At 67.3% G+C, this 20,285-nt stretch carries 17 protein-coding genes, 1 tRNA gene and 1 pseudogene; 5 read left to right on the forward strand and 14 right to left on the reverse strand.

What is annotated here, in order from left to right:
• Positions 1 to 9 precede the first annotated feature (9 nt).
• Together BLV94_RS17665 and BLV94_RS17670 are read left to right on the forward strand one after the other, a co-directional pair.
• Positions 10 to 1,695, forward strand: a complete 1,686-nt coding sequence (locus BLV94_RS17665) for an ABC transporter family substrate-binding protein (RefSeq protein ID WP_072937528.1) — start codon at positions 10 to 12, stop codon at positions 1,693 to 1,695.
• 49 nt (positions 1,696 to 1,744) lie between these two features.
• Complete coding sequence (locus BLV94_RS17670) at positions 1,745 to 2,350, forward strand: hypothetical protein (RefSeq protein WP_072937604.1); 606 nt, start codon at positions 1,745 to 1,747, stop codon at positions 2,348 to 2,350.
• Between the two features lie 6 nt (positions 2,351 to 2,356).
• Here BLV94_RS17670 and BLV94_RS17675 read toward each other — a convergent pair whose 3' ends face one another.
• From BLV94_RS17675 to BLV94_RS17705, 7 genes are all read right to left on the reverse strand, one after another.
• Entirely contained in the window at positions 2,357 to 2,725 is a 369-nt protein-coding gene (locus BLV94_RS17675; RefSeq protein WP_072937529.1) for a hypothetical protein, read from the reverse strand.
• 75 nt (positions 2,726 to 2,800) lie between these two features.
• Positions 2,801 to 4,099, reverse strand: a complete 1,299-nt coding sequence (locus BLV94_RS17680; protein ID WP_072937530.1) for a zinc metalloprotease — start codon at positions 4,097 to 4,099, stop codon at positions 2,801 to 2,803.
• Positions 4,100 to 4,121: 22 nt separating this feature from the next.
• Positions 4,122 to 6,047: a DNA/RNA non-specific endonuclease gene (locus BLV94_RS17685; protein WP_072937531.1), complete on the reverse strand. Its 1,926-nt coding sequence runs from the start codon at positions 6,045 to 6,047 to the stop codon at positions 4,122 to 4,124.
• Positions 6,048 to 6,129: 82 nt separating this feature from the next.
• Entirely contained in the window at positions 6,130 to 9,087 is a 2,958-nt protein-coding gene (locus tag BLV94_RS17690) for a CHAT domain-containing protein (RefSeq protein ID WP_072937532.1), read from the reverse strand.
• Positions 9,088 to 9,099: 12 nt separating this feature from the next.
• Complete coding sequence (locus BLV94_RS17695; RefSeq protein ID WP_072937533.1) at positions 9,100 to 10,500, reverse strand: alpha/beta hydrolase; 1,401 nt, start codon at positions 10,498 to 10,500, stop codon at positions 9,100 to 9,102.
• Between the two features lie 123 nt (positions 10,501 to 10,623).
• Positions 10,624 to 11,193, reverse strand: coding sequence for a dCTP deaminase (gene dcd, locus BLV94_RS17700; protein ID WP_072937534.1), 570 nt, complete (start codon positions 11,191 to 11,193; stop codon positions 10,624 to 10,626).
• A 9-nt stretch (positions 11,194 to 11,202) separates the two neighbouring features.
• On the reverse strand, positions 11,203 to 11,826 hold the full coding sequence (locus BLV94_RS17705) for a TetR/AcrR family transcriptional regulator (RefSeq protein WP_083395595.1): 624 nt from the start codon (positions 11,824 to 11,826) through the stop codon (positions 11,203 to 11,205).
• Between the two features lie 94 nt (positions 11,827 to 11,920).
• Between BLV94_RS17705 and BLV94_RS17710 the strand changes: the two genes are divergently transcribed.
• Together BLV94_RS17710 and BLV94_RS17715 are read left to right on the forward strand one after the other, a co-directional pair.
• Positions 11,921 to 12,745: an oxygenase MpaB family protein gene (locus BLV94_RS17710; RefSeq protein WP_072937535.1), complete on the forward strand. Its 825-nt coding sequence runs from the start codon at positions 11,921 to 11,923 to the stop codon at positions 12,743 to 12,745.
• A 96-nt stretch (positions 12,746 to 12,841) separates the two neighbouring features.
• Positions 12,842 to 12,915 (forward strand) — tRNA-Gly (locus tag BLV94_RS17715).
• A gap of 207 nt (positions 12,916 to 13,122) precedes the next feature.
• On the opposite strand, the gene BLV94_RS17725 is transcribed toward BLV94_RS17715, so the two are convergent.
• The 5 genes and pseudogenes from BLV94_RS17725 to BLV94_RS17740 all read right to left on the reverse strand — a co-directional run bounded on the left by BLV94_RS17725 (position 13,123) and on the right by BLV94_RS17740 (position 15,542).
• Complete coding sequence (locus BLV94_RS17725; protein WP_072937536.1) at positions 13,123 to 13,674, reverse strand: PIN domain-containing protein; 552 nt, start codon at positions 13,672 to 13,674, stop codon at positions 13,123 to 13,125.
• A 1-nt stretch (position 13,675) separates the two neighbouring features.
• Complete coding sequence (locus BLV94_RS17730; protein WP_072937537.1) at positions 13,676 to 14,113, reverse strand: helix-turn-helix domain-containing protein; 438 nt, start codon at positions 14,111 to 14,113, stop codon at positions 13,676 to 13,678.
• Positions 14,114 to 14,141: 28 nt separating this feature from the next.
• Entirely contained in the window at positions 14,142 to 14,579 is a 438-nt protein-coding gene (locus tag BLV94_RS48750; protein WP_143051401.1) for a hypothetical protein, read from the reverse strand.
• A gap of 616 nt (positions 14,580 to 15,195) precedes the next feature.
• Positions 15,196 to 15,282, reverse strand: a pseudogene (locus BLV94_RS48755) (SDR family oxidoreductase); the annotation flags it as partial.
• A gap of 77 nt (positions 15,283 to 15,359) precedes the next feature.
• Complete coding sequence (locus BLV94_RS17740) at positions 15,360 to 15,542, reverse strand: hypothetical protein (protein WP_072937538.1); 183 nt, start codon at positions 15,540 to 15,542, stop codon at positions 15,360 to 15,362.
• Between the two features lie 282 nt (positions 15,543 to 15,824).
• Between BLV94_RS17740 and BLV94_RS17745 the strand changes: the two genes are divergently transcribed.
• Positions 15,825 to 19,283 carry a serine/threonine-protein kinase gene (locus BLV94_RS17745; RefSeq protein WP_072937539.1) on the forward strand — a complete coding sequence of 1,153 codons (3,459 nt, stop codon included), beginning with the start codon at positions 15,825 to 15,827 and terminating at the stop codon, positions 19,281 to 19,283.
• Between the two features lie 107 nt (positions 19,284 to 19,390).
• On the opposite strand, the gene BLV94_RS17750 is transcribed toward BLV94_RS17745, so the two are convergent.
• Both BLV94_RS17750 and BLV94_RS47945 read right to left on the reverse strand, forming a co-directional pair.
• Positions 19,391 to 19,642, reverse strand: a complete 252-nt coding sequence (locus BLV94_RS17750; RefSeq protein ID WP_072937540.1) for a hypothetical protein — start codon at positions 19,640 to 19,642, stop codon at positions 19,391 to 19,393.
• Positions 19,643 to 19,671: 29 nt separating this feature from the next.
• Positions 19,672 to 20,112 carry a hypothetical protein gene (locus BLV94_RS47945; RefSeq protein WP_174705446.1) on the reverse strand — a complete coding sequence of 147 codons (441 nt, stop codon included), beginning with the start codon at positions 20,110 to 20,112 and terminating at the stop codon, positions 19,672 to 19,674.
• Positions 20,113 to 20,285: the final 173 nt, after the last annotated feature.

Here is a 20,285-nt window from a genome sequence, read left to right on the forward strand (position 1 = left end):
GGCACCTCCATGAGGATTCGTTCGGCGCGCACCCGCCTCGCGGTATCGTTCCTGGCCATCGGCCTCGTTCTCGCCGGCTGCGGGGGCTCGGACACCGGCGGCACCGGGACCGGATCCGGGTCGATCGGCACCACCAACGACATCAACCCGCACGACCCCAGCGAACTGCGCGACGGCGGAAACCTGCGGTTGGCGTTGTCGGGTTTCCCCCCGAACTTCAACACGCTGTCCAACGACGGCAACGACTCCGAGATCGGCGGCATGCTGAAGCCGATGATGCCCCGCGCGTTCGGCACCGACGCCTCGGGGGCGCTGTCGGTGAACCACGACTACTTCGTCGACGTCGCGCTCACCGGCACCGACCCGCAGCAGGTCACGTACACGATCGACCCGAAGGCGGTGTGGTCCGACGGCACCCCGATCACGTGGGAGGACATCCAGTCCCAGGCCGCGGCGCTCAGCGGGAAGAACAGGGAATTCCTGATCGCGAACACGTCCGGATTCGAGCGGGTGGACCGGGTCGAGCGCGGCGTCGACGACCGTCAGGCGGTGATCACGTTCGCCGAGCCGTACGCCGAGTGGCGGGGCCAGTTCGCGGGCAATTCGATGCTCTACCCGAAGTCGGCCACCGCGACCCCCGAGGCGTTCAACACGAGCCTGCGCGACGGGATCTCGCTGACGTCGGGACCGTTCCGGATCGCGTCGATCGACCGGGCGCAGAACCGGATCACGTTGGGTCGCAACCCCGTGTGGTGGGGCAACACCCCGAAACTCGACACCATCACGTACAGCGTGCTCGACGACTCCGCGCGAATTCCCGCGCTGCAGAACAACGAGATCGACGCGTCCGGGCTGGGCACGATCGACGAGGTGAAGACGGCGGAGGGATCGGACGGCATCGCGATCCGCCGGGCGCCGGGAACCCAGTTCTCGCACATCACGTTCAACGGCGCGGACGGATCGATCCTCGCCGATCCGGAATTGCGGGTGGCGCTGTCCAAGGGCATCGACCGGCAGGGCATCGCGACCGCGATTCAGAACGGTCTGGTCGACGACCCCCAGCCGCTGAACAACCACGTCTACCTCAGCGGTCAGGAGGGCTACCAGGACAACAGTGCGGCCGTCGCCTACGACCCCGAGGAGGCCGCGCGGCGGCTCGACGAGCTCGGCTGGAAACTGAACGGCGAGTTCCGGGAGAAGGACGGGCGCCGGCTCGAGATCCGCGACGTGATGTACCAGTCGACCACCTGGGTCCAGATCGCGCAGATCGTTCAGCAGAACCTCGCGCAGATCGGCGCCAAGCTGAACATCGACACCCGGGGCGGCACCGGGTTCTTCACCGACGTCATTCAGCCCGGCGACTTCGACCTCGCCCAATTCTCCTGGGTGGGTGATCCGTTCCCGCTCAGCGGTCTGCCGCAGATCTACGCGTACAACCCCGACGACCTGCAGGGCAATTACGGCCGGATCGGTTCGCCCGAACTGAACGCGCTGATCGAGCGGACGATCTCGGAACTCGACCCGCAGAAGGCGATCGAACTGGCCAACGAAGTCGACACCGCGGTGTTCGAGGAGGGGTTCTCGCTGCCGCTGATGCAGGCGCCGGGCAACGTCGCGGTGCGCGACAACCTGGCGAACTTCGGTGCCGCCGGCCTCGCGTCCTACGACTACACCAAGATCGGCTTCCTGAATTAGCGGGTTCGCGGCCGTGCACTACCCGGTGGCCGTCGCCGGGGGCGCACTGCTGGTGTGCGGCGTGTTCGCCGTGGTCGCCGACGCCGATCAGTTCAGCGCACTGGTCGTCGTGGCGGCGGCGGTGCTCGGGGTCACCGGCTACACGTGGTTCGCGGCCACCCGCGCGGGGTCGGAGCCGGGACGGCCGGCCACGGTGCGCCGGGTTCGCCAGCAACACCGACTGACCAGCAGGTCCTGGATCGAGGTACGTGAGGAACCGGGGTCGCTGTGGATTCCGGTGTTCTTCGATGCCGCTCTGGTCACCCTGCCGACGCCGACCGCGGCGACGGTGCACGACGCGGGCCGTCGCACCCTGGTGGTGTGGGAGGGCCGTCGCCTGCTCCCCTCGGGTCGAGCGCGTCGTTCGGAGCCGCCCGGCCGGTTGATCGACAACCCGTCGCGTCCGGATCCGGACGGTCCGGTACGCGCCCGGGTCGCGGTCCGGCCGGCCCGCAGGCTCGTCCTCGACGCTCAGTTCGCGGTGGCGGCGCCGTTCGCCGGGGCCTTGTGGGTGTACGTCGCGGGCGGCGGGCTTCCCGCGTTCGCCGGCGCGACGTGTGTGGCCGCGGCCGTCGCCGTGTGGTTGGCGGCGGTCCGCGGCTCCGACCCCAGTTGAGCGCGGCTACGACATGGTGACGCCCGCGCTGACGAAGCACGGCAACAGCCCGGCGATCTCACTCAGCACCGGCCCGAACCCGACGGCGGCCGGTACGGGGTCGTTGACGAACGCGACACCCCGGAATCCGGTGGTGAGGTTCGTGAACTGCACGACGGCGCCGTTCCACTGCGCGAACGGCGCTGCGGTGGTGTACCGGATCCGGTCGGGTCCGACGCGTTCCGCGTTGAACGTGAGCCAGGCTCCGGGGGCGCACGTCGACATCGAGCCGGGGACGAACGGCGCGGCGGAGGCGGCGCCGGGCACAGCGAACGACAATGCGCCCGCGACGGCGAGCACTGCTCCCAGCCGACCCAGCACTTTTCGAGTAGACATCGGAATTCCTTTCGGGGCGCGCCAATCCGTCTCCCCGAGTACGGCGGAACCGCGTCACTGAGTGTGAATACCAGGTCAGAGAAGTATATCTCCGCAGGTACCTCCGGCCGCTACGTCCCCGACGTCCAATTCGAGGCGGTCCTCGTCGAGCCGGACCACCCGAACGGTGCGCGTGTCGCCCGCCGCCGTGGTCACCTCGAGCCGCCCGTCGTCGTCCGCGGGCACCCACGTTCCCTCCCGTGGTTCGTCGGCGTCGCCCCGGCCGATCGCCCAGTCGACGAACGAGCCGTCCGGCCGGAATTCGATACCGCCCCGCCCCCGCGCCCGCGGGAAGTCGAATCCGGCGGGCCGGTACACGCGGACACCGTCGTGGTCCTCCTCGAAGGAATGCCGCCAGCGTCCCGCCGCGCCCGGGGCCACCAGTGCGGAGACGGCCGGACTCGCTGCCCGTCCGGTCCACAACGCCTTCCGGACGCCGTCCAGGCACGCGCCCATCCGGACGCCCTGCCCCTTGGTGAACATCACCATCCCCGCGTCGTCCGTGTAGTCCATGTAATCCATGAACAGGTCGCCATGGGGGCCGTTCCCGCAACTGATGTGCGGGAAGCGTGGCATCCCGACGTTCTGCCCGCCCTGATTGGGGGTGTCGGCGACCTCGTCGGAGCCCCGGCACCCGGTGCCGTCGTCGCCCCAGATATGGAAGAGGTTGAGGTAGTGCCCGATCTCGTGGGTCGCGGTGCGGCCGAGGTTGAACGGGGCCCGCGCGGTGCCCGTCGTGCCGAACGCGGTGTACGTGATCACAACGCCGTCGGTGGCGACGGGGCCGCCGGGGAACTGCGCATAGCCGAGCAGGCCACCGCCGAGGGCGCAGACCCAGATGTTGAGGTATCTCTGCGTCGGCCACGGGTCGGCGCCACCGGTCTCCGCGGACTTCACACCGTCGTTCTGGTCGAACGAGTCGACTTCGGTTGTGGTGCGGGTGATTCCGTTCGACGGCCGCCCGTCCGGGCCGGTGTCGGCGAGGAAGAATTCGATGCCGGCGTCGCCGATCAGCTGCTCGAAGACGGGCGGAACGGTGTCGATGTCGTCGTTGGTGGCGCGGAAGTCCTTGTTGAGCACCATGATCTGGCTCTCGACCTGCGCGTCGGAAATGTTCTGCGCCGCTGTCGTCGACACCACGTGCACGACGACCGGAATCCGGACCGGTCCGCGGGCGGCGATCGACTGCAACGGCTCCAGTTCGATGCTCTGGTTCTCGATCTCCGATCGGGCGATGCGATACGACTCCGACTCGGTCAGCAGCCGGCGGTGCACGTCCATCGCCCCGCACGTGCGGCGGGTCGGCAGATCGGCCGCTGATTCGTTGGTGCTCATGACGTCGGGTTCCCTTCCGGTTTCAGAGGATCAGGTCCTGAGGGCGGATCAGTTCGCGGGGCAGGCTGCTCGCCTCGATTCGTTCGAGCGGGTCGGCCGCGATGTAGGGGTCCAGGCCCAGACCGGTCAACTGTGCGATCCGCCGGACGGGTACCTGGAACGTGCGGTACGCGCCGTAGGAGAACGCCTCCTCCCCCTCGGCGAACTCGTCGAGCAGGGCGGCCTGGCTGAGCAGGTATCCGGTGACCGAGAGGCTGCCGTCCTGCTTCACCATGGCGACCGTCTTCCAGAACTGCCGTGGCAGCGCCACACCGCGATACTTCGGGTCGTCCGGTGCGAGAACGGGCCCGGTCACGACGGTGACGGCGAGATCGGCGTTGTCCGCGTTCTTCAGGACGTAGTCCTCGAGGCCCAGCCACAGCGTCTGTCCCGCGTTGAAACTGTGGTGTTGCGGAGTGCAATTGGTGAAGTGGAACGTGTCGTCGTTCGCCGCTTTGGCCAGCGGGCCCCAGGCCGGGTCGAGACGCCGCACGAGGTGCCCCCGGTCGAGCGGATTGTCGCGGTACACGTCCTCCCCCGTCTGCTGATCGGCGGGAAGCCGGGGGTCGAGAATCCATCTGTCGCTGTCGCGCCGGGGGCTCTGCGACTGCCGCCCGTCGATGTTCACGGCGGTGAACAGTGCCAGTGCCCGCTCGCGGTGCATCACGACGCTGAAGTGGTGATATTTCAACTCCGGTGACGCCACCGCAGGCACCTCGGGCCGCGGGAGTGGTAGCGGCACCCGCAGGAAGCTCTCGTCGTACCCACCCCGGGTGCCGTAGTTCGGATCGACCGAGATCGCTTCCGGCGCGGCGGCCGGTGACTCGACGGATCCGAGGCGCAACGTGATCTCCAGGGGAACCCGGACGGTCACCTCCCGTGCCTGTTCGAACTCCGGGCGGACCGCCGGCACCGTCCGCTCGGCGCCGAGGATCTCGTCGACGAGGTCCCGCCACTGCGGGGTCAGGTTCTGCGCACGCACGTATTCGAGTATGCGGCTGATCCGCACCCCTTCGTTGAGGACTCCACCGAACTCGGTGTGCTGCGGCGCACGCACACTCGCGTGGTGCAGGGCGACCACCTCCCACTGGTCGTTGAACACCGGTGAACCCGACGATCCGGGTTCGGTGTCGGCCGAGTAGTGCAGGAACCGTTCGGGAATGTCGACGATGCGGTTCTCCCGCAGCGCGATCTGCTTCTTCTCGCCGCGGGGATGCTGCACGATGGTCACGAACTCGCCGATCACGGCCTTGCCCTCCGCCTGGATCAACGGGCTGAAACCGAACTGCGCGAGCGTCCCGGGCTCGGCCCCGACCGCGACCAGCGCGAAATCACGTTCCCGGTCGGCGAGGTAGAACCGCCCCGGATCCAGCGGAAACATCTGCACGGGCCGCGGTTTTCCGTCGACGCCGTCCTGGTAGTCGAACTCGATCACGCTGCTGCGGGCGATGTCGGCATCCGGCAGCACGTGGTGGTTGGTCAGCAGCAGGGCAGGTGAGACGAGGAAACCGGTGCCGTAGCCCTGCAGGGTTCCCCGTGCGTCGCGGATATTCACCCGTCCGATGGACCGGGCGGCGGCGACGCCGGCATCGAGGTAGCGGGCGCCGACGAAATCTGCTGTGCCCACGATCTTCTCGAGAATCCGATCCGGGAGGGTGTCCGACGCCCAGCCGTCCTCGCCATAGTAGCGACCGAGCCGGTCCACCCGCTTCGCGATCCGTTCGGGCGTATCCGCCGCGGCAACCCCGCCGGGACCGTTGAGCGCCTCCACGTGCTCGCCGCGCTGGGGTGCCCGTTCCCGCGCACGCAGTTCTGCCGCATCGTGTTGTCGTTGCCGTTCCGCCTCGAACGTTCCCGCAGGCGTCGCGCGCTGCGACTGCCCGTCTCCGATGTTGTCGACGATGGTCATGACTCGGTCCTCACGTAGGCGGCGGCTCGGTGCTGTGCCTGCCAGCCTTCGCGCCGCGGGCGGACCGGTCATGCGTAGCCGACTACTCGTTTCTCGGTCCGACCGCGGCGCCGGCGCGTTCGTACTGTTCGACGCCGTTCCGGACGACCCGCCGAATGCGGTTGCCGTCGGCCACCAGGGCGTCGAGCAGCGGAACCGCCAGTTCCGGGCGGATCGGGATTTCCGCGAGCAACTGCCCGAGTTCGAGTGCGTCCGATCCGAGTGCTGCGACGACGACCTCCCGCCGCGCGCTGTCCAGTGCCGCTTCGACGTCGAGTTGCTTCGCGGTGTCACCCCGTGCCGTCGGTATCGGTGTCGCCGTCTCGACCAGCAGCGCCCGGACGTCCCGCGCGGCCAGGTCGCGGTCGGTCGCCCAGACCAGCATCGCCGCGACGGCCACGTACAGCGCGGCGAAGGTCGTGCCCTCCATCTCCGGCCGGTCGACGAGCCGCTCGCACGTCGTCCCGGTGATCGTCCGCGGCGCGTAGACGTCGGGTTTGCCCGCGTCGGGGAAGTACGGGGTTTCGTGGGTGAGGGTGCCGTCGTCCTCGACGGCACCGACGGCGAACGCGTCCGCACTCCACGCGGGATACGCCGGTTCGTCGGAGTGGTCACCCGAGACGATCACGAGTCGGCCGTCGCCGACCAGGCGCGCGATGACGGCGTTCTGCGCGTCGGACGGGACCGCGTTGCCGTAGTCGAACACCAGGATGTTCGCGTCGGCGAGGCCGGCGTCCTCCATCCACCGGCAGACGTCGCGCTCGGACGGGACACCGTTTGCGAAGGCCAGCTCCTGGGGCAGGAGTTCGGCCAGCGCCGATTCGCCCTGCCCCATCTCGCCGGACACCACCCGGCCCGGAACGTCGTGCCGGATGGCGCATTGTGTGACGGCCACCGCGATCTCCTCACGCCGCCCGGCGGTGAACGGTCCCGCCACCGCCAACCGCAGTGCGTGCCGCACCGGCGCCGCGGCTGCCGCCTCGGCCTCGGGTGCCCCGGAGCCGGCGCCGAAGAAGTCGGACCCGTTCGACACCGGCAGCGCCGGCTTCGCGGCACCGACACCGAGTTGCCGGACGAGCAGCGGCAGGTCCCGCGGTTCGAAGGTGCCGTCCTGGGCGGCGAGATCCGCCAGCTGCTCCCACAGTTCCAGGTGCCGCACGTCGGTGTAGAGCCGGGAGAGATCCTGCTCCGGGTAACGCGTCAGCGTGGGCAGATTGCGCCGGATCCATTGCCACACTTCGGGCCAGGACAGGGCGTCGAGGCGGATCGTGCGCACTTCCGCGGCGCGGAGCGACTCGGTCAGTCCGGCGAGTTCCCCAGTGGTCGCCACGGCGAGCCGCGCGTCGCCCCGACGCTCTGTCAACAGGACCAAGGCGTCGAGGAGGTCCGAGGCGCCGGGGGCGTCGCCGACAAGCAGGTCGCCGTCGTCGACGACGATCGCGGTGGGGACTTCGGTGAGGTCGTCGAGTAGCCGCTCCCACCAGTCACCGGCGCTGAGCCTGCCGGGCCGGGCGGTGCGGACCCCGGCGTCGTCCATCAGCTCGGCGACGATCCGGGACAGTTCGCGGAGCGGGTCGGGTTTCGCGAGCAGCCGTTTCGCGCTGACGAACAGATGCGCGATCTGCGGTTCGAGCTCCTCGAGCACGCGGTCCAGGAGGGCGGTCTTTCCGGTGGAGGGCATCCCGACCACGTGCAGCAACCGGGCGGACGTCCGCCCGGACAGCACGTCCACCCCCTCGCGCAGTTCCGCTAGGCGGGAGATGAAGCGGAGTTCGCCCTGGCGGATCCCGATCCGCCGCGAGATCCGCCGGGGCGAGGGTTCCGGCCGCGCTTTCGCGTCCGGGTCGATGATCGCGCCGGGCTCGCTCCCGCCGACGAACAGGCAGGGCACCGCCCAGTCGAGCAGGGGGTCGCCGCTGTTCTCGTCGCCGTTGATCGCGAGCCGCGCCAGCCGCAACGCCTCCGCGACGGGCTGGCCGGCGGTCAGCGCCTCGTAGAAGAAGCGCGTCAGCAGTCGCTCCGTCCGGAACGGCAGCACCGCCTGCATGCCGATCACCATCGGGCACGCATCACGCACACAGATGTCGGCCGAGGACAGCGGCCCCGGCCACGGGTCGTCGTCGGTGGCCCCGTCCGGCGCGCGGGCCGTCTCGCACCCCGCGAACACCGCCAGCCGGAGGTCCGGCAGCTGCTGCAACAGCAACGCGAACTCCTGGCTCGGCAGCAGCATCCCGCGGCCGTTGCGCCGCTCCACCTTCAGACCGTCCGGATTGGCGTGCCCGAGATAGTGGAAGAGGTGAAACCCTCGTCTCTGCATGCCCATTCGACTGCGAAGACGTTCGACGGACGGACGGTCCTCGACCACCACCCGGAGCAGACCACGGTCGACCAGGGGCCGCAGTTCCGACAGCAGGCTGCGTTTCTCGGCGTACAGGTCGAACGGGGCCTCGGAATCCTCCGGGCCCTCCCGCAGCGGACTCGACATCACCAGCAGGAGATTGAGCGGCGGCTCGATCGGCGTATGCCGGATCGGGTACGTGCGCGACCGTCCGGACCGCACCACGTGGACGTCGCGTGCCATGGCGAGGAACTGGTCGGGGCGTTGCGGATCCAGCAGCAACTCCCACGGCCAGGCGCACACTTCCTGCGGCGCGGCGAGGATCCGCACGAGGAGCTGAGTTCCCGCCCTCCCGGCGATTCCCCGGCTCTGCTGCAACAGCGTTTCGATGTCGGGGATCCCGAACACCAGGTCCGTCAGCACTTTCCCGACGTCGAGCGCGTGGGCCGCGGCGTCGGTGCGCGCGTGCCGGACGGTGTCGGTCAGCCATCCGGACGGCGCGTCGATCGTCTTTCCCGTGACGTCGTTCGGCAGTTTCCATTCCGGGATCTCTCGCCGCACCGCGAACACCGACCCCATCCAGGACTGCGCCGACAGCCAGACGTGGTCGCCCGCCCGGAGGACGCTGATCTCCAGTTCCTCGAAACCGGTTGCGGGTCTCATGTTTCCGCGCTCCTAGGCGTCCACGGACCGGGCGATCTCGTCGAGGTCGACCACACTCGCGACGTCGGTGACCGGGTGCACCCCGGGCGCGCGCACGGTGATCCGGTAATCCTGGGCGGATAATCCGTCGAGGACTGCCTGCTGCCAGCCGTCGACGGCCGGCGACAACGGGTGCCGCCTGCCCGGACCGCCTGCGACGGGCTCGACCGACGCGACCAGTCGAGCGCCCCCGGCACCGGTTCGTGCGCGGATCACCAGCGGCTCGGTGGTCGTGACGTCGTCGACCTCCAGCGCCACCGATTCGTTCACCGCCGGAAACACGTTCGGGGGCGCGAGAACTGCGGTGGTCAGGATCCCGCCCACATGGTCGAGCACCGGGTCGTCGTTCTGCAGGGATCCGTGCCGCTGGCTGAAGAACGCCGCGTTCTTCCATCCCGTCATGAGCTCGTGCGGGGTGGCCGACAGCTTCGGCACGGTGCCGTCGCCGCCGCTCTCGCCGGGCCCGCGGACGGTCATCGTCTCGACCTTCGACCCGGCGAGCCGGGCGGCCCATTTGGTGGGCTGGAAGTCGCCGATCACCGGACGGATGTCGTAGCCCTGGGGTTCCGACTTCAGCCGCGCGTCGACGGCGTCGCGCAGGCCCCGGTGCAGGCGCACCGCCGCGCCCATCCGGCCGGCGTCGAGTCCCGTGCCCGACCAGTCGAGCGCCGTGTCGTCGAGTGCGCGCCACGACCCGTCGTCACCCGCCATGCACCGATACGACGGCAGCAACTGGTAGGCGGACGTGAACGACCCGATCAGCGCACCGAGGTCCACGGTGAACGGACCCCAGCCCTTGCGGAATCCGTTGACGAGGAAGTCGAGCGCGTTGACCGAACCCGAGTACGGGGTGCCGAACGTGACCAGGGTGCGGGTGTCGCGCCACCCGTCCAGCAGTTCGAGGAACAGTCGGGCGACGATTCCGCCCATGGAGTGGCACACCAGCACGAGCTTGGCGTCCGTGTTGCCCGACTTCTCGCGCCACCGCGCCAGCCAGTCGTGGGATCGCCGGGCCAGCGTGCGGGCCGCCACCCGGTTGTCGCGCCGCCAGTCGTAGGGCAGTTCGAAATAGTTGTCGCCGGGAACGGCCCCGAATCGGCGGACCAAGTCGTCGCGGAACTTCGTATAGCCGTCGATCTTCCAGTCCAGCCCGGGAACGAAGTGGAAGTCCGGTACCAGCCGGGTGGCCACGACGCCGTCGCCGAGGTCGTCGACGTCCGGGTCGTCGCCGTCGAGTTTCAGTGTTTTGATATTTCTGCCCAGCGAGAGCACGCTCGCCAGCGCGACGCCCGGTGTCGGTGCCCACACGTCTTTGCCGTCACGCGCGAGGACCGACCCGCCGATACCGGGCAACAACACGACGACGTCTTTCATGGCGGCCTCCGGGATCGAACGCCCAGGAGAGGGCGGCTTCGAATCCCAGTCTTCTCTTCCTCGCCGCAATACACACGAGTAGCGGACCACTCGGTTTGCAGTTTTTCGGCGGGCCGCCGACGCTCAGCGTTGCGCGAAGTTGAGGTAGGCCTTCGACGGCGTCGGGCCGCGCTGGCCCTGGTACTTGGAGCCGACGGCCGAGCTGCCGTACGGGTGCTCCGCCGCGCTCGACAGTCGCAGCAGGCACAGCTGGCCGATCTTCATCCCCGGCCACAGGGTGATGGGCAGGTTCGCGACATTGGAGAGTTCCAGCGTGATGTGCCCGTTGAAACCCGGGTCGATGAACCCGGCGGTCGAGTGCGTGAGCAGTCCGAGGCGGCCGAGCGAGGACTTGCCCTCGAGGCGTCCCGCCAGGTCGTCGGGCAGCGAGCACACTTCCAGCGTGGAACCGAGGACGAACTCGCCGGGGTGCAGAACGAACGGCTCCCCCTCCGCCGGCTCGACCAGCGTGGTCAGCTCGTCCTGCCGCTGAGCTGGGTCGATGTGCGTGTAGCGGGTGTTGTTGAACACCCGGAACAGGCTGTCGAGGCGCACATCCACGCTTGAGGGCTGGACCATCGAATCGTCGAACGGGTCGATGCCCAGACGTCCAGTGGAAATTGCGGTACGGAGATCGCGATCGGAGAGGAGCACAGGTAGAGGTTAACGGGTGTGGATGGCCATCGAGAGCAGCAGTTCGGTGCAGGTATCCACCAGCTCCTCCTCGGGGAGCGTCACGGTCCCGTTCAGCCATGCCGTCAGGGTCTGGGCGAGGCCGCCGACCATGAAGTGCGCGGCGAGGTCGAGGCGCGGGCTCTCGGCCACCTCGTAGTACCCGACCGTCTGCTTCGTGACCAGGCCCGCGAACAGTCGCGAGCTGTCGAGGCGACGCTGGGCCAGCACCGCGCTCGACTGCGCCACCGAGAACATCAGCCGGCCGTGCCGCGGATCCTCGGCAACCTCCCGCACGATGTTGCGGACCCCGGCGCGGACGATCTCCCGCTCCCCCGGCCCGGCGTTCGTCACGGCGTCCAGGGTGCTCGTTGCGATGCGTTCCACGACGTGGTCGTAGACGGCGACGGTCAGCGCGTCGCGGTCGGGGAAGCTCTCGTAGAAGTAACGGGTGGCGAGCCCGGCCTGCTTGCAGACTCCGCGCACGGTCAGGGCGTGGTCGCCGTCCGCGCTGCCGAGCAGGTCGAGTCCGGCCTCGATGAGCTGGCTGCGTCGATCCGATCGACGCTGGTCACCCTCTTGGCCGCCGTACACCCTGTCCGACGCGATTGCCATGGAAACATCTTCGCACTTGCCTCTGGACTCGCCACATATATGTGAGTACGGTCGTATTCAGATAGGTAATTCACCGCTTGCGACAGGAGTGCACATGTCGACATCTCTCGAGGTGCCGGACCGACTCGAACTGGTCATGGACGGCGCCGGCCTGCTCGCCGGCGCAGCAAACGTGATCATGCAGCTCTCCCACCCCGCCGTCGGATACGGCGTCGTGGAAAGCCGCGTCGAAAGCGGACAGATCTTCCGGCACCCGATCAAACGAACGCGGACCACCCTCACCTACCTCGTCGTGGCGGCGCGCGGCACCGACGAGGAGAAAGAAGCGTTCCGCAACGGCGTCAACCGCGTCCACGCCAAGGTGCAGTCGGGGCCAGACAGCCCCGTGCAGTACGACGCGTTCGACCCCGAACTGCAACTGTGGGTCGCCGCCTGCATCTACCGCGGATTCGAGGACGTCCACCGCTCCATGCACGGCGAACTCACCGCCACCGAGAGCGAATACTTCTACCAGCAGGGAGCCACCTTCGGCACCACCCTGCAGGTGCCGAAGGAGATGTGGCCCGACACCCGCGCCGCCTTCGAGGAGTACTGGAACAAAGCCCTCGCCGACGTGTCGATCGACGACACCATCCGCGAATACCTGGTCTCCGTCGCCAAGGTCGAATTCATGCCCGCCGTCGTGTCCCGACTCTTCGGCCGGCTCAACCTGTTCTTCACCACCGGCTTCCTGCCACCACTCTTCCGCGACCAGATGCACCTCACCTGGACCGCCAAGGATCAGCGACGCTTCGACCGGACCATGAGCACCATCGGCGCCATCAGCCGACGCATCCCCGTCACCATCCGCGAACTCCCCTACATCCTGCTCATGCGCGACCTCCGACGCAGACTGCGGACCGGCAAACCCCTCGTATGACACTCCGCGCGTGTGCCCGCGTAGTCCGGATCACCATCTGATAATGTTGCCGCCGCAAGGTGTTGGGCCTGCCTACGGGCGCCCAATATCGTGCGCGCCGATGTAGTTCAATGGCAGAACATCAGCTTCCCAAGCTGAATACGCGGGTTCGATTCCCGTCATCGGCTCCACCATCCACAACCCAACCAACCATTCCATCCACCACCATCCTTCACCCCGAAGACGAAGAAGGTGGTCGGGGGCAGCATGCGCCAGGCGGCCCTGCTCGGGCACGAAGAAACCGGCACTGATCACCTCCTCCTGGCCGTCCGCCAACCGCAGGTGACCTCAGACGACAAACCACACTATGCAGAGTTACGCGCGGTTCCCTACCTTGCTCAGCGACGGAGCGCGGCCGCGGAAATAGGAAGCCCCGCCGCCGCAAGGCGGTCACACACATCAGCCGGGGTCCCGGGTGGATTGCGCCAGGCCGCGGCAGTCGCACTGATCGCCTGATGGACCCGTACCCCGTCGAGGTGGAACAGATCCATCACGAACTCGTCCGGATGCTTGGCCTCGACGCCGAACTGCGCCAGATCCGAGTCGGGGAAGTCCCGCAGGTTTGCTGTGACGATGATCTGGGCGCCGGCGCGGATCGCCGCGGCCAGCACATGCCGGTCGTCCTCATCCGGCAGCGTGAGTGCGGGGATAAGTGCCTCGTAGCCGGTGACCAGACAGTCCGGTACTGCCCGGTTCATCAGCTCCCGCAGCTTCGTCAACGTCGCTGCCGGGATGTCCGGGCGATCCTCCGCCAAGTTCTCGAATGTCTCGTCGAGGATGCGATCCGTCCACCGGGCATGTACCAGGCCGGTCTGCGCGAGCCGGATCAGCACGTCGCGTAAAACATTTGGGTACAGCACATTCGCGTCGTACAGCACGGTGAAGGTCACGTCAGTACAGCCCGAGGTCTTCCGTCAGGGCCGCCAACTCGTCCGCGGCGGCACGCGAGGTCCCCAGCTGCGTCCGCTGGTAGGCAAGCAGAGAGGATGCCAGGATCCGGCGATGGCGGCCGACCATCCGGTACTCGATGTTCCCCTCGTCGAGGAGCTTGATCACATGCGGCCGCGAGACATTGAGCATCTGCGCGGCCTGCTGGGTCGTCAGCTCCGCGTGCGCCGGGACGACGGTGACCCCCTGCCCGGCAGCCATATTCGCCAAGACCTCACGGATCAGATCGAGCGCTGCACGAGGAAGATGCACCGACTCCGAAGTTCCGGCCACGGTCACATCGAGGGTCTCCCCCGCCGGATCGACATCACGAAGCAACTGCAGTGCCTGGCGGGCCTGCTCCTGTTCGACAACGGTCGGCTGCTCATGTGCTGCGGACATCACACACCTCCTAAACGAAATATACGCATCAAACGAAATAACCGCAACGGCGGCCGGGCACCGTCGGCGATACCGCCCCTTCCTCCAGGATCGCCCCACGAGGATGCTTGGTCGTCTCCGCCGCATCCGGGCCCGGGCTACCGGCCACATCGTGCAACGCGATGATCGGATCGACACGCGCCGTCGGTTGCGCCGCGGCCGCGGCACAACCGGAGTCCACGCTGTTGATAACGGTGCCGGAGGACCGGACCGGATTGCCGTTGCAGGAGCCCCACTCTCCTACCATCCCTGCTTGGCCACGCTGATCACTGTTGTCGACGGCGACCTCGGTCAGATCGCCGTCCTCGAGCTCCTGCAACGGGGTTCGGCCGTCGAGGATGTCGGACGGGGTGCGCCACCAGGACGTGACTCCTTTGGCCCGCGACACCCAGTCCTCTGCCCGCGAAGATCTCGTCGTCAGCGGCACCAGGATTGTTCATCCACAATCAACACCGACCAGGACGGAACATCCCATATCGCAGCGGATGCAGCGGCCTTTGTGTCAGGGATGTCAGAAGCACAGTGGGCCGTGCGTGCAGCACACGCACCGACCAAGCGCACCGCCGAGCCCACTATGCGGCGAAGGTCCCCATCCGACAGGCAGGTTCACACAACGCAGTCCATTCACCACGATCGGCTCACCGAGTTGGAGCTGGCATCCGGCCTTCTCTACGAGGCACGCCTCGACAACCGGGTACTGCCGGAGCTGCCGATCGCGTGTCGACCGCGCACCCTCGAGGAGGGGTACGCCGTCTCGGATCTCCTGGCTCGCAAGCTCGGCTGGCCGATCACCGGCTGGTTCTGCGGGCCACGAACCCCGAGATCCAACGGCTCCGGACCATACGGTTCTGCCTATATCCACAGGTCAAGCCGCACAGCGTTCTCCCACGACGCCACATCACCGATCGCAACGACAGGCGCGGTGCGTCGGCGCACGCGACCGGCGCTTACTCGTCGGCGCCCACCTGGTCCGGTTCGGTGTCTCAGTCATTCACCCCACGAACGCTCGATGATCCGACCGAAATCCTCCCGAGGATCAAGCGTGTCTTTGCCAGCAATGCGATATTGGCCCCGTCTCGGACGCCGCGAGGCGCGATAGCTGGACCGATCCCGCGACAGCCACCGGACATGATCAAGGTCTTGCCGGAAAGATTCGAACCTCACAGAAGTCTCCTTCGATATGGGGACTCCCATCACACCGTGTCGACTACCGGAAAACCATGACGCAATTCGACTCGAAGACATAGGAATATCGATCGATCGCCATGCACCTTTCAACAGGGGCACGGTGGAACGGGACCGAGTCGACGGCCACCACGTTGCCTGCGAACTGGCTGTCGCGGCGCACGATGTCGGTCTCGACCGGGCTGTCACTGCGCATGATGGTCACCGGTCGGGGTCTCGGCGGCCGGATGCGGTCGGCGGAGCCACGCCGACTTGTAGCGCAGCATCCGGGTGGGGATCCGTGGGTGCATCGGCGGGTAGAGCAGGCTCAGAGTCGAGGGTGAAGTAGCTGCGCAGCAGGCGGAGGCACAGGTAGGCGGGAATGTACTTCACCGAACTGACGGCGACCGGCGGGTCTGGCCCGCTCCGACCCGCATTCGTTCGGACTATGCTCGGATCATGGTCACGGCGGGCAGCCGTGCCCCGATATGTGTACCGAGGCGATCGGATGGTTCACGGCGACCCGCTATCGACACAGCGTGATCTACACGCGGGTATACCGGCGGAGCTGACAGCCGCAGGGTTCGAAGGTCCGCAGGAGATCGGACGCGGCGGCTTCGGCGTCGTGTACCGCTGTGTGCAGCGCGCACTGGATCGAACAGTGGCGGTGAAGGTCCTGACCGCGAACCTCGATCCGGACAATCTCGCGCGATTCGTCCGTGAGCAAGTCGCGATGGGGAAACTCTCCGGACATCCGCACATCGTGAGTATCTTTCAGGTCGGCGCGACCGCGGGCGGGCGGCCGTACATCGTGATGCAGTACCACCCGCACGGTTCCCTGGACGCCAAGATCCAGAACAGCGGCCCCATCGACTGGCGGGACGTCCTGCATGTGGGTGTGAAGATGGCCGGTGCCCTGGAGACCGCGCACCAGCGCGGGACCCTGCACCGCGACGTCAAGCCCGCGAACATCCTGCTCACCGAGTACGGCGAGCCGCAGCTCACCGACTTCGGCATCGCCCGGATCAGCGGCGGCTTCGAAACCACCAGCGGGGCGATCACAGGGTCCCCTGCCTATACCGCCCCCGAGGTTCTGCAAGGTCAACCATCAGCCGCGACCTCGGACGTGTACAGCCTGGCGGCGACCCTGTTCTGCGCCGGTACCGGGCATGCTCTCTATGAGCGCCGCAAGGGCGAGCAGGCGGTCGTCCAATTCCTTCGGATCACCAAGCATCCCATGCCGGACCTGCACGATTCGGGTCTGCCGACCGACGTCGGCGAGGTGATCGAGCAAGCGATGTCCCGCGACCCGCGGGACCGCCCGGCGACGGCGGCAGAGTTCGGCGAACTGCTGCGCGCGGTACAGCGCCGGCACGGCATTGCGGTCGACGACATACCGGTTCCCCTTCCGGCCCCGGAAGGGCACAGTGTCTCCGGGTCCACCACCGGGTCGCTGCGGCGCCACTACCCGCCGCGGTCGCTGACCCCGCCGGCCCCGGCCACCAGATTCCGCCCGCCCTCGCCGGCCCGGGCGCTGGTGCGACGGGACCGGTTGATCGAAACACTGCGCGCCGGGCGGTCCCGGAAGCTGACCGTGATCCACGGACCCACCGGATTCGGCAAGAGCACTCTCGCCGCGCAGTGGTGCGAGGTGCTGACTGCCGAAGGCGTCGCCGTCGCGTGGCTGACCGTCGACAACGACGACAACAACCTCGTCTGGTTCCTGTCCCATCTGATCGAAGCCATTCGTGCCGTCAATCCCGCGCTGGCCACCGAATTGAACGACGTGCTCGAGGAGCGTGGGGACGAGTCCGAGCGGTACGTGCTCACCTCGCTGATCAACGAGATCCACCAGAGCGGCGAACCGATGATGCTGGTCATCGACGACTGGCACGTGGTCAGTGCGAAGCCCACGATCAAGGCGCTGCGCTACTTACTGGACAATTTGTGCCCCACGCTGAAGGTCGTGGTCACCAGTCGCAGCCAAAGCGGGTTGTCGATGAGCCGCATGCGGATGCAGGACGAACTCGTCGAAATCGATTCCACAGCAATGCGATTCGATACCGACGAGTCGGAGCACTTCCTGGTCGGGTTGCGCGGGTTGGCACTCGAACACAGTGATGTCGAGGACCTCACCACCTCCACCGACGGCTGGGTGGCGGCGTTGCAACTCGCGTCGTTGTCGCTAAGGGGTTGCGACGACCCGTCCCAGTTGATCAGTTCCATGACCGGTGGCCACCACGCGATCAGTGAGTTTCTCGCCGAGAACGTGCTCGACACACTGGAACCGTCGATGCTCGACTTCCTGATGGCCACCTCGATTCCCGACCGCATCTGCGGGGATCTCGCGGCCGCGCTGTCCGGGGTGTCTCACGGACTGGAGATGCTCGAGGAGGTCGAAGAGCGCGATCTGTTCCTGAACCGCATCGACGAACAGTGGTTCGGCTACCACCACCTGTTCGCGGAGTTCCTCCGGAACCGGTTGGAGCGGAATCAGCCGGATCGGGTGGCAGGGCTGCACCGCATCGCCTCGGGGTGGTTCGCCGAGCATCGATTGGTCAGTGACGCAATCGATCATGCGCTCGCCGCCGGCGACGAGCAGCGGGCGGTCGAGATAATCGAGAACGACGGCCTCTACATGTTCGCGCATTCACAGATGTCGACCCTGATCGGCTGGGTCGGCAAATTGCCGCCGACGATCGTGCAGACCCATCCGCGCCTGCAACTCGCACTGGCCTGGGCGAACATCCTGTTGCACCGCGCCGAAGCCACCAGCCAGGCGCTGACACTGGTGGAATCCACAGTCGAGGATTCCGGTCTCAGTCCAGATGAGATCGCCGACGTGCGCGCCGAGGCGGACGTCGTGCGAGCCCTGATGGCGCTGCGCGCCGACCACCTCGAGGGCATCGACGAACACGTTGCGCCGTGCCTGGCCCGAGCGGACACCGTCCGCCCCTTCGTGATCGGCAAGGCAGCCAACCTGGCCACCTTTGCCGCCGCCTACCGGTGCGACCTCGACGAGGTCAGCCGCCTGCAGGACTGGGCATCGATCTATTTCGAACGCGGCCGGGATTCGTTCAATCCCATTCACGGGTTGTGCTTCACCGGGCTGGCGGACCGACTGCTGCTCGACCTTCGCGCGGCCGAGGAGTGCTTCCGCAAGGCCTTGAAGCTGGCAAAACAGTCCGGTGGAAGTCACTCGTACACCGCCCGACTGGCGAGTTCGCTGCTCGGCGAGTCGCTCTACGACCGCGGGGAGCTCGACGAAGCCGAACGGCTCCTGGACGAGGGGTACAAGCTCGGACCCGAAGGCGGACCGGTCGATTTCAAGATCGCACGATACGTGTCCGGGGCCCGCGTCAAGGCGCTGCTGGGTGACCGGGACACCGCGATCCGCCGGCTCCACGAGGGTGCGGAAATCGCGCAGACGTTGTCGCTGACGCGTCTGCGCGCACTGGCCGAGAACGAGCGGATCCGGTTGGGTCTACCTCCGCATCCGGATTTCGGCGCAGTGCCGATGGTGTCCTACGACACTCGTCGACGCCCCATCGACGCGATCGACGAGATCACCGTCCAGCACGAGGAGGCGTCGACGATCCGAACACTGCTCGCCGAACAGGACCCGGGAAAAGTGGACCTCGCCTGCCGGTGGGCACAGGAATGGGTCGATCGGCTGGCCGAACGGCACCGGCCGCAGGCGCTGCTGCGGGCAAGGCGGCTGCTGGTTTCCTGCCTGGCCGCGGCCGGGCGGACCGACGAGGCCAAGACGGTGCTGGCGCCGATTGCCGCCCAGTGCGCCCACCTCGGATCGTTCCGCTACCTCCTCGACGGCGGACCATACGTGGCAGCCACGCTCACGGGCCTGCACACAGATCAGCAGAACGGGCACTGGCACCCCGAATGGACGGAGGTACCCGCGGACTTCCTCACCAGGTTGGTCCGGGCCGAGGTAGTGCACACGATCTGATCGCGGTCGTACCGACGGAACTACTCGCCCGGGATGGAAGGCCGCCGGGCGCCGGTAGGCACCCACCGTGCACACTGTGACAGCAGGCAGGGCAGCCGCAGGTCGTACTACGTCGCGTTCTCGCTCAACAAGCTCTCGAGGACGGACGTCGCGTACACCCGGTCCGGTAACGCCCTTCTGCCCCTCTCGGCTCGAGTTCTGCGGTGCGATTGCGCGATGTCGCAGAGCCGTCGACGGTATTCCTCCACGGCGAGACTGAACTTCACGCGAATCTGCTCCGCGCTCGGTCCGCCGATCGGCGCCCAGAGGATGGCGAAATCGAGGATGTCATCACTGGTGTAGGGCTGTGCGACCTGCATGCCTGTTCTCCGGTGTTCGGCGGCGGGAATCACGGCGTGCCGCCCGGCAGCATGTGACTGTCAGAAGTCGTGGGAGCGTCGGAATCGGGACCTGTCACCGCCACCGCAGTCGACGGGAAGGCCTGCAGCAGTTGGTCCATTTCAGCTCTGTCACATGGTATCTCGCTGAGAATGTGCCAGAGTCTTTCGATGAACCGCCATGGGTGCATGCCAAATTTGATGAAGGTCTCGTCCTCCGGGACACCACCGAATGGCGCCCAGATGCGGGCGAACGCGAGGATGTCCTCTACTTCTTTTGCCTGTTTGCTGAGCTGTTTCACACGTCGACGTTCGGCGTCCTGTCGTCGTTGCTTGCGCCGTCGACTGTAGTGCCGGATATCCGACTCCACCGGATCGAAGCCGCTCGGTACCGTGCGGCCCGGTTGATCCGGGCTTCCCCCCAGGCGTGCCCCCTTGTTGGATGTAACCATTGGTTTCTCTGTTCGGAAGTGCGGGTTTGCGGTCGAGTGCCGGGCAAGCCAGGTTGATCGGCTCACGAGCCAGGCCGCAGGGTTGTTATGACTAGCGCCTCCGCGGACGTCCCGAGTTGGGTGTCGTGCGAGTTGCACTGGCTGTGCACCGTCATCGGGACGCGGGGTGAAAG

Source organism: Rhodococcus koreensis, from assembly GCF_900105905.1.
Taxonomy (GTDB): Bacteria; Actinomycetota; Actinomycetes; order Mycobacteriales; family Mycobacteriaceae; genus Rhodococcus_F; species Rhodococcus_F koreensis.

Bases quoted from the DNA above. Each gene is read 5' to 3' on its own strand.
- BLV94_RS17665 (WP_072937528.1), top strand. From the start codon at position 10: ATGAGGATTCGTTCGGCGCGCACCCGCCTCGCGGTATCGTTCCTGGCC.
- BLV94_RS17675 (WP_072937529.1), bottom strand. From the start codon at position 2,725: ATGTCTACTCGAAAAGTGCTGGGTCGGCTGGGAGCAGTGCTCGCCGTC.
- BLV94_RS17680 (WP_072937530.1), bottom strand. From the start codon at position 4,099: ATGAGCACCAACGAATCAGCGGCCGATCTGCCGACCCGCCGCACGTGC.
- BLV94_RS17685 (WP_072937531.1), bottom strand. From the start codon at position 6,047: ATGACCATCGTCGACAACATCGGAGACGGGCAGTCGCAGCGCGCGACG.
- BLV94_RS17690 (WP_072937532.1), bottom strand. From the start codon at position 9,087: ATGAGACCCGCAACCGGTTTCGAGGAACTGGAGATCAGCGTCCTCCGG.
- BLV94_RS17695 (WP_072937533.1), bottom strand. From the start codon at position 10,500: ATGAAAGACGTCGTCGTGTTGTTGCCCGGTATCGGCGGGTCGGTCCTC.
- BLV94_RS17705 (WP_083395595.1), bottom strand. From the start codon at position 11,826: ATGGCAATCGCGTCGGACAGGGTGTACGGCGGCCAAGAGGGTGACCAG.
- BLV94_RS17710 (WP_072937535.1), top strand. From the start codon at position 11,921: ATGTCGACATCTCTCGAGGTGCCGGACCGACTCGAACTGGTCATGGAC.
- BLV94_RS17730 (WP_072937537.1), bottom strand. From the start codon at position 14,113: ATGTCCGCAGCACATGAGCAGCCGACCGTTGTCGAACAGGAGCAGGCC.
- BLV94_RS17745 (WP_072937539.1), top strand. From the start codon at position 15,825: ATGGTTCACGGCGACCCGCTATCGACACAGCGTGATCTACACGCGGGT.
- BLV94_RS17750 (WP_072937540.1), bottom strand. From the start codon at position 19,642: ATGCAGGTCGCACAGCCCTACACCAGTGATGACATCCTCGATTTCGCC.
- BLV94_RS47945 (WP_174705446.1), bottom strand. From the start codon at position 20,112: ATGGTTACATCCAACAAGGGGGCACGCCTGGGGGGAAGCCCGGATCAA.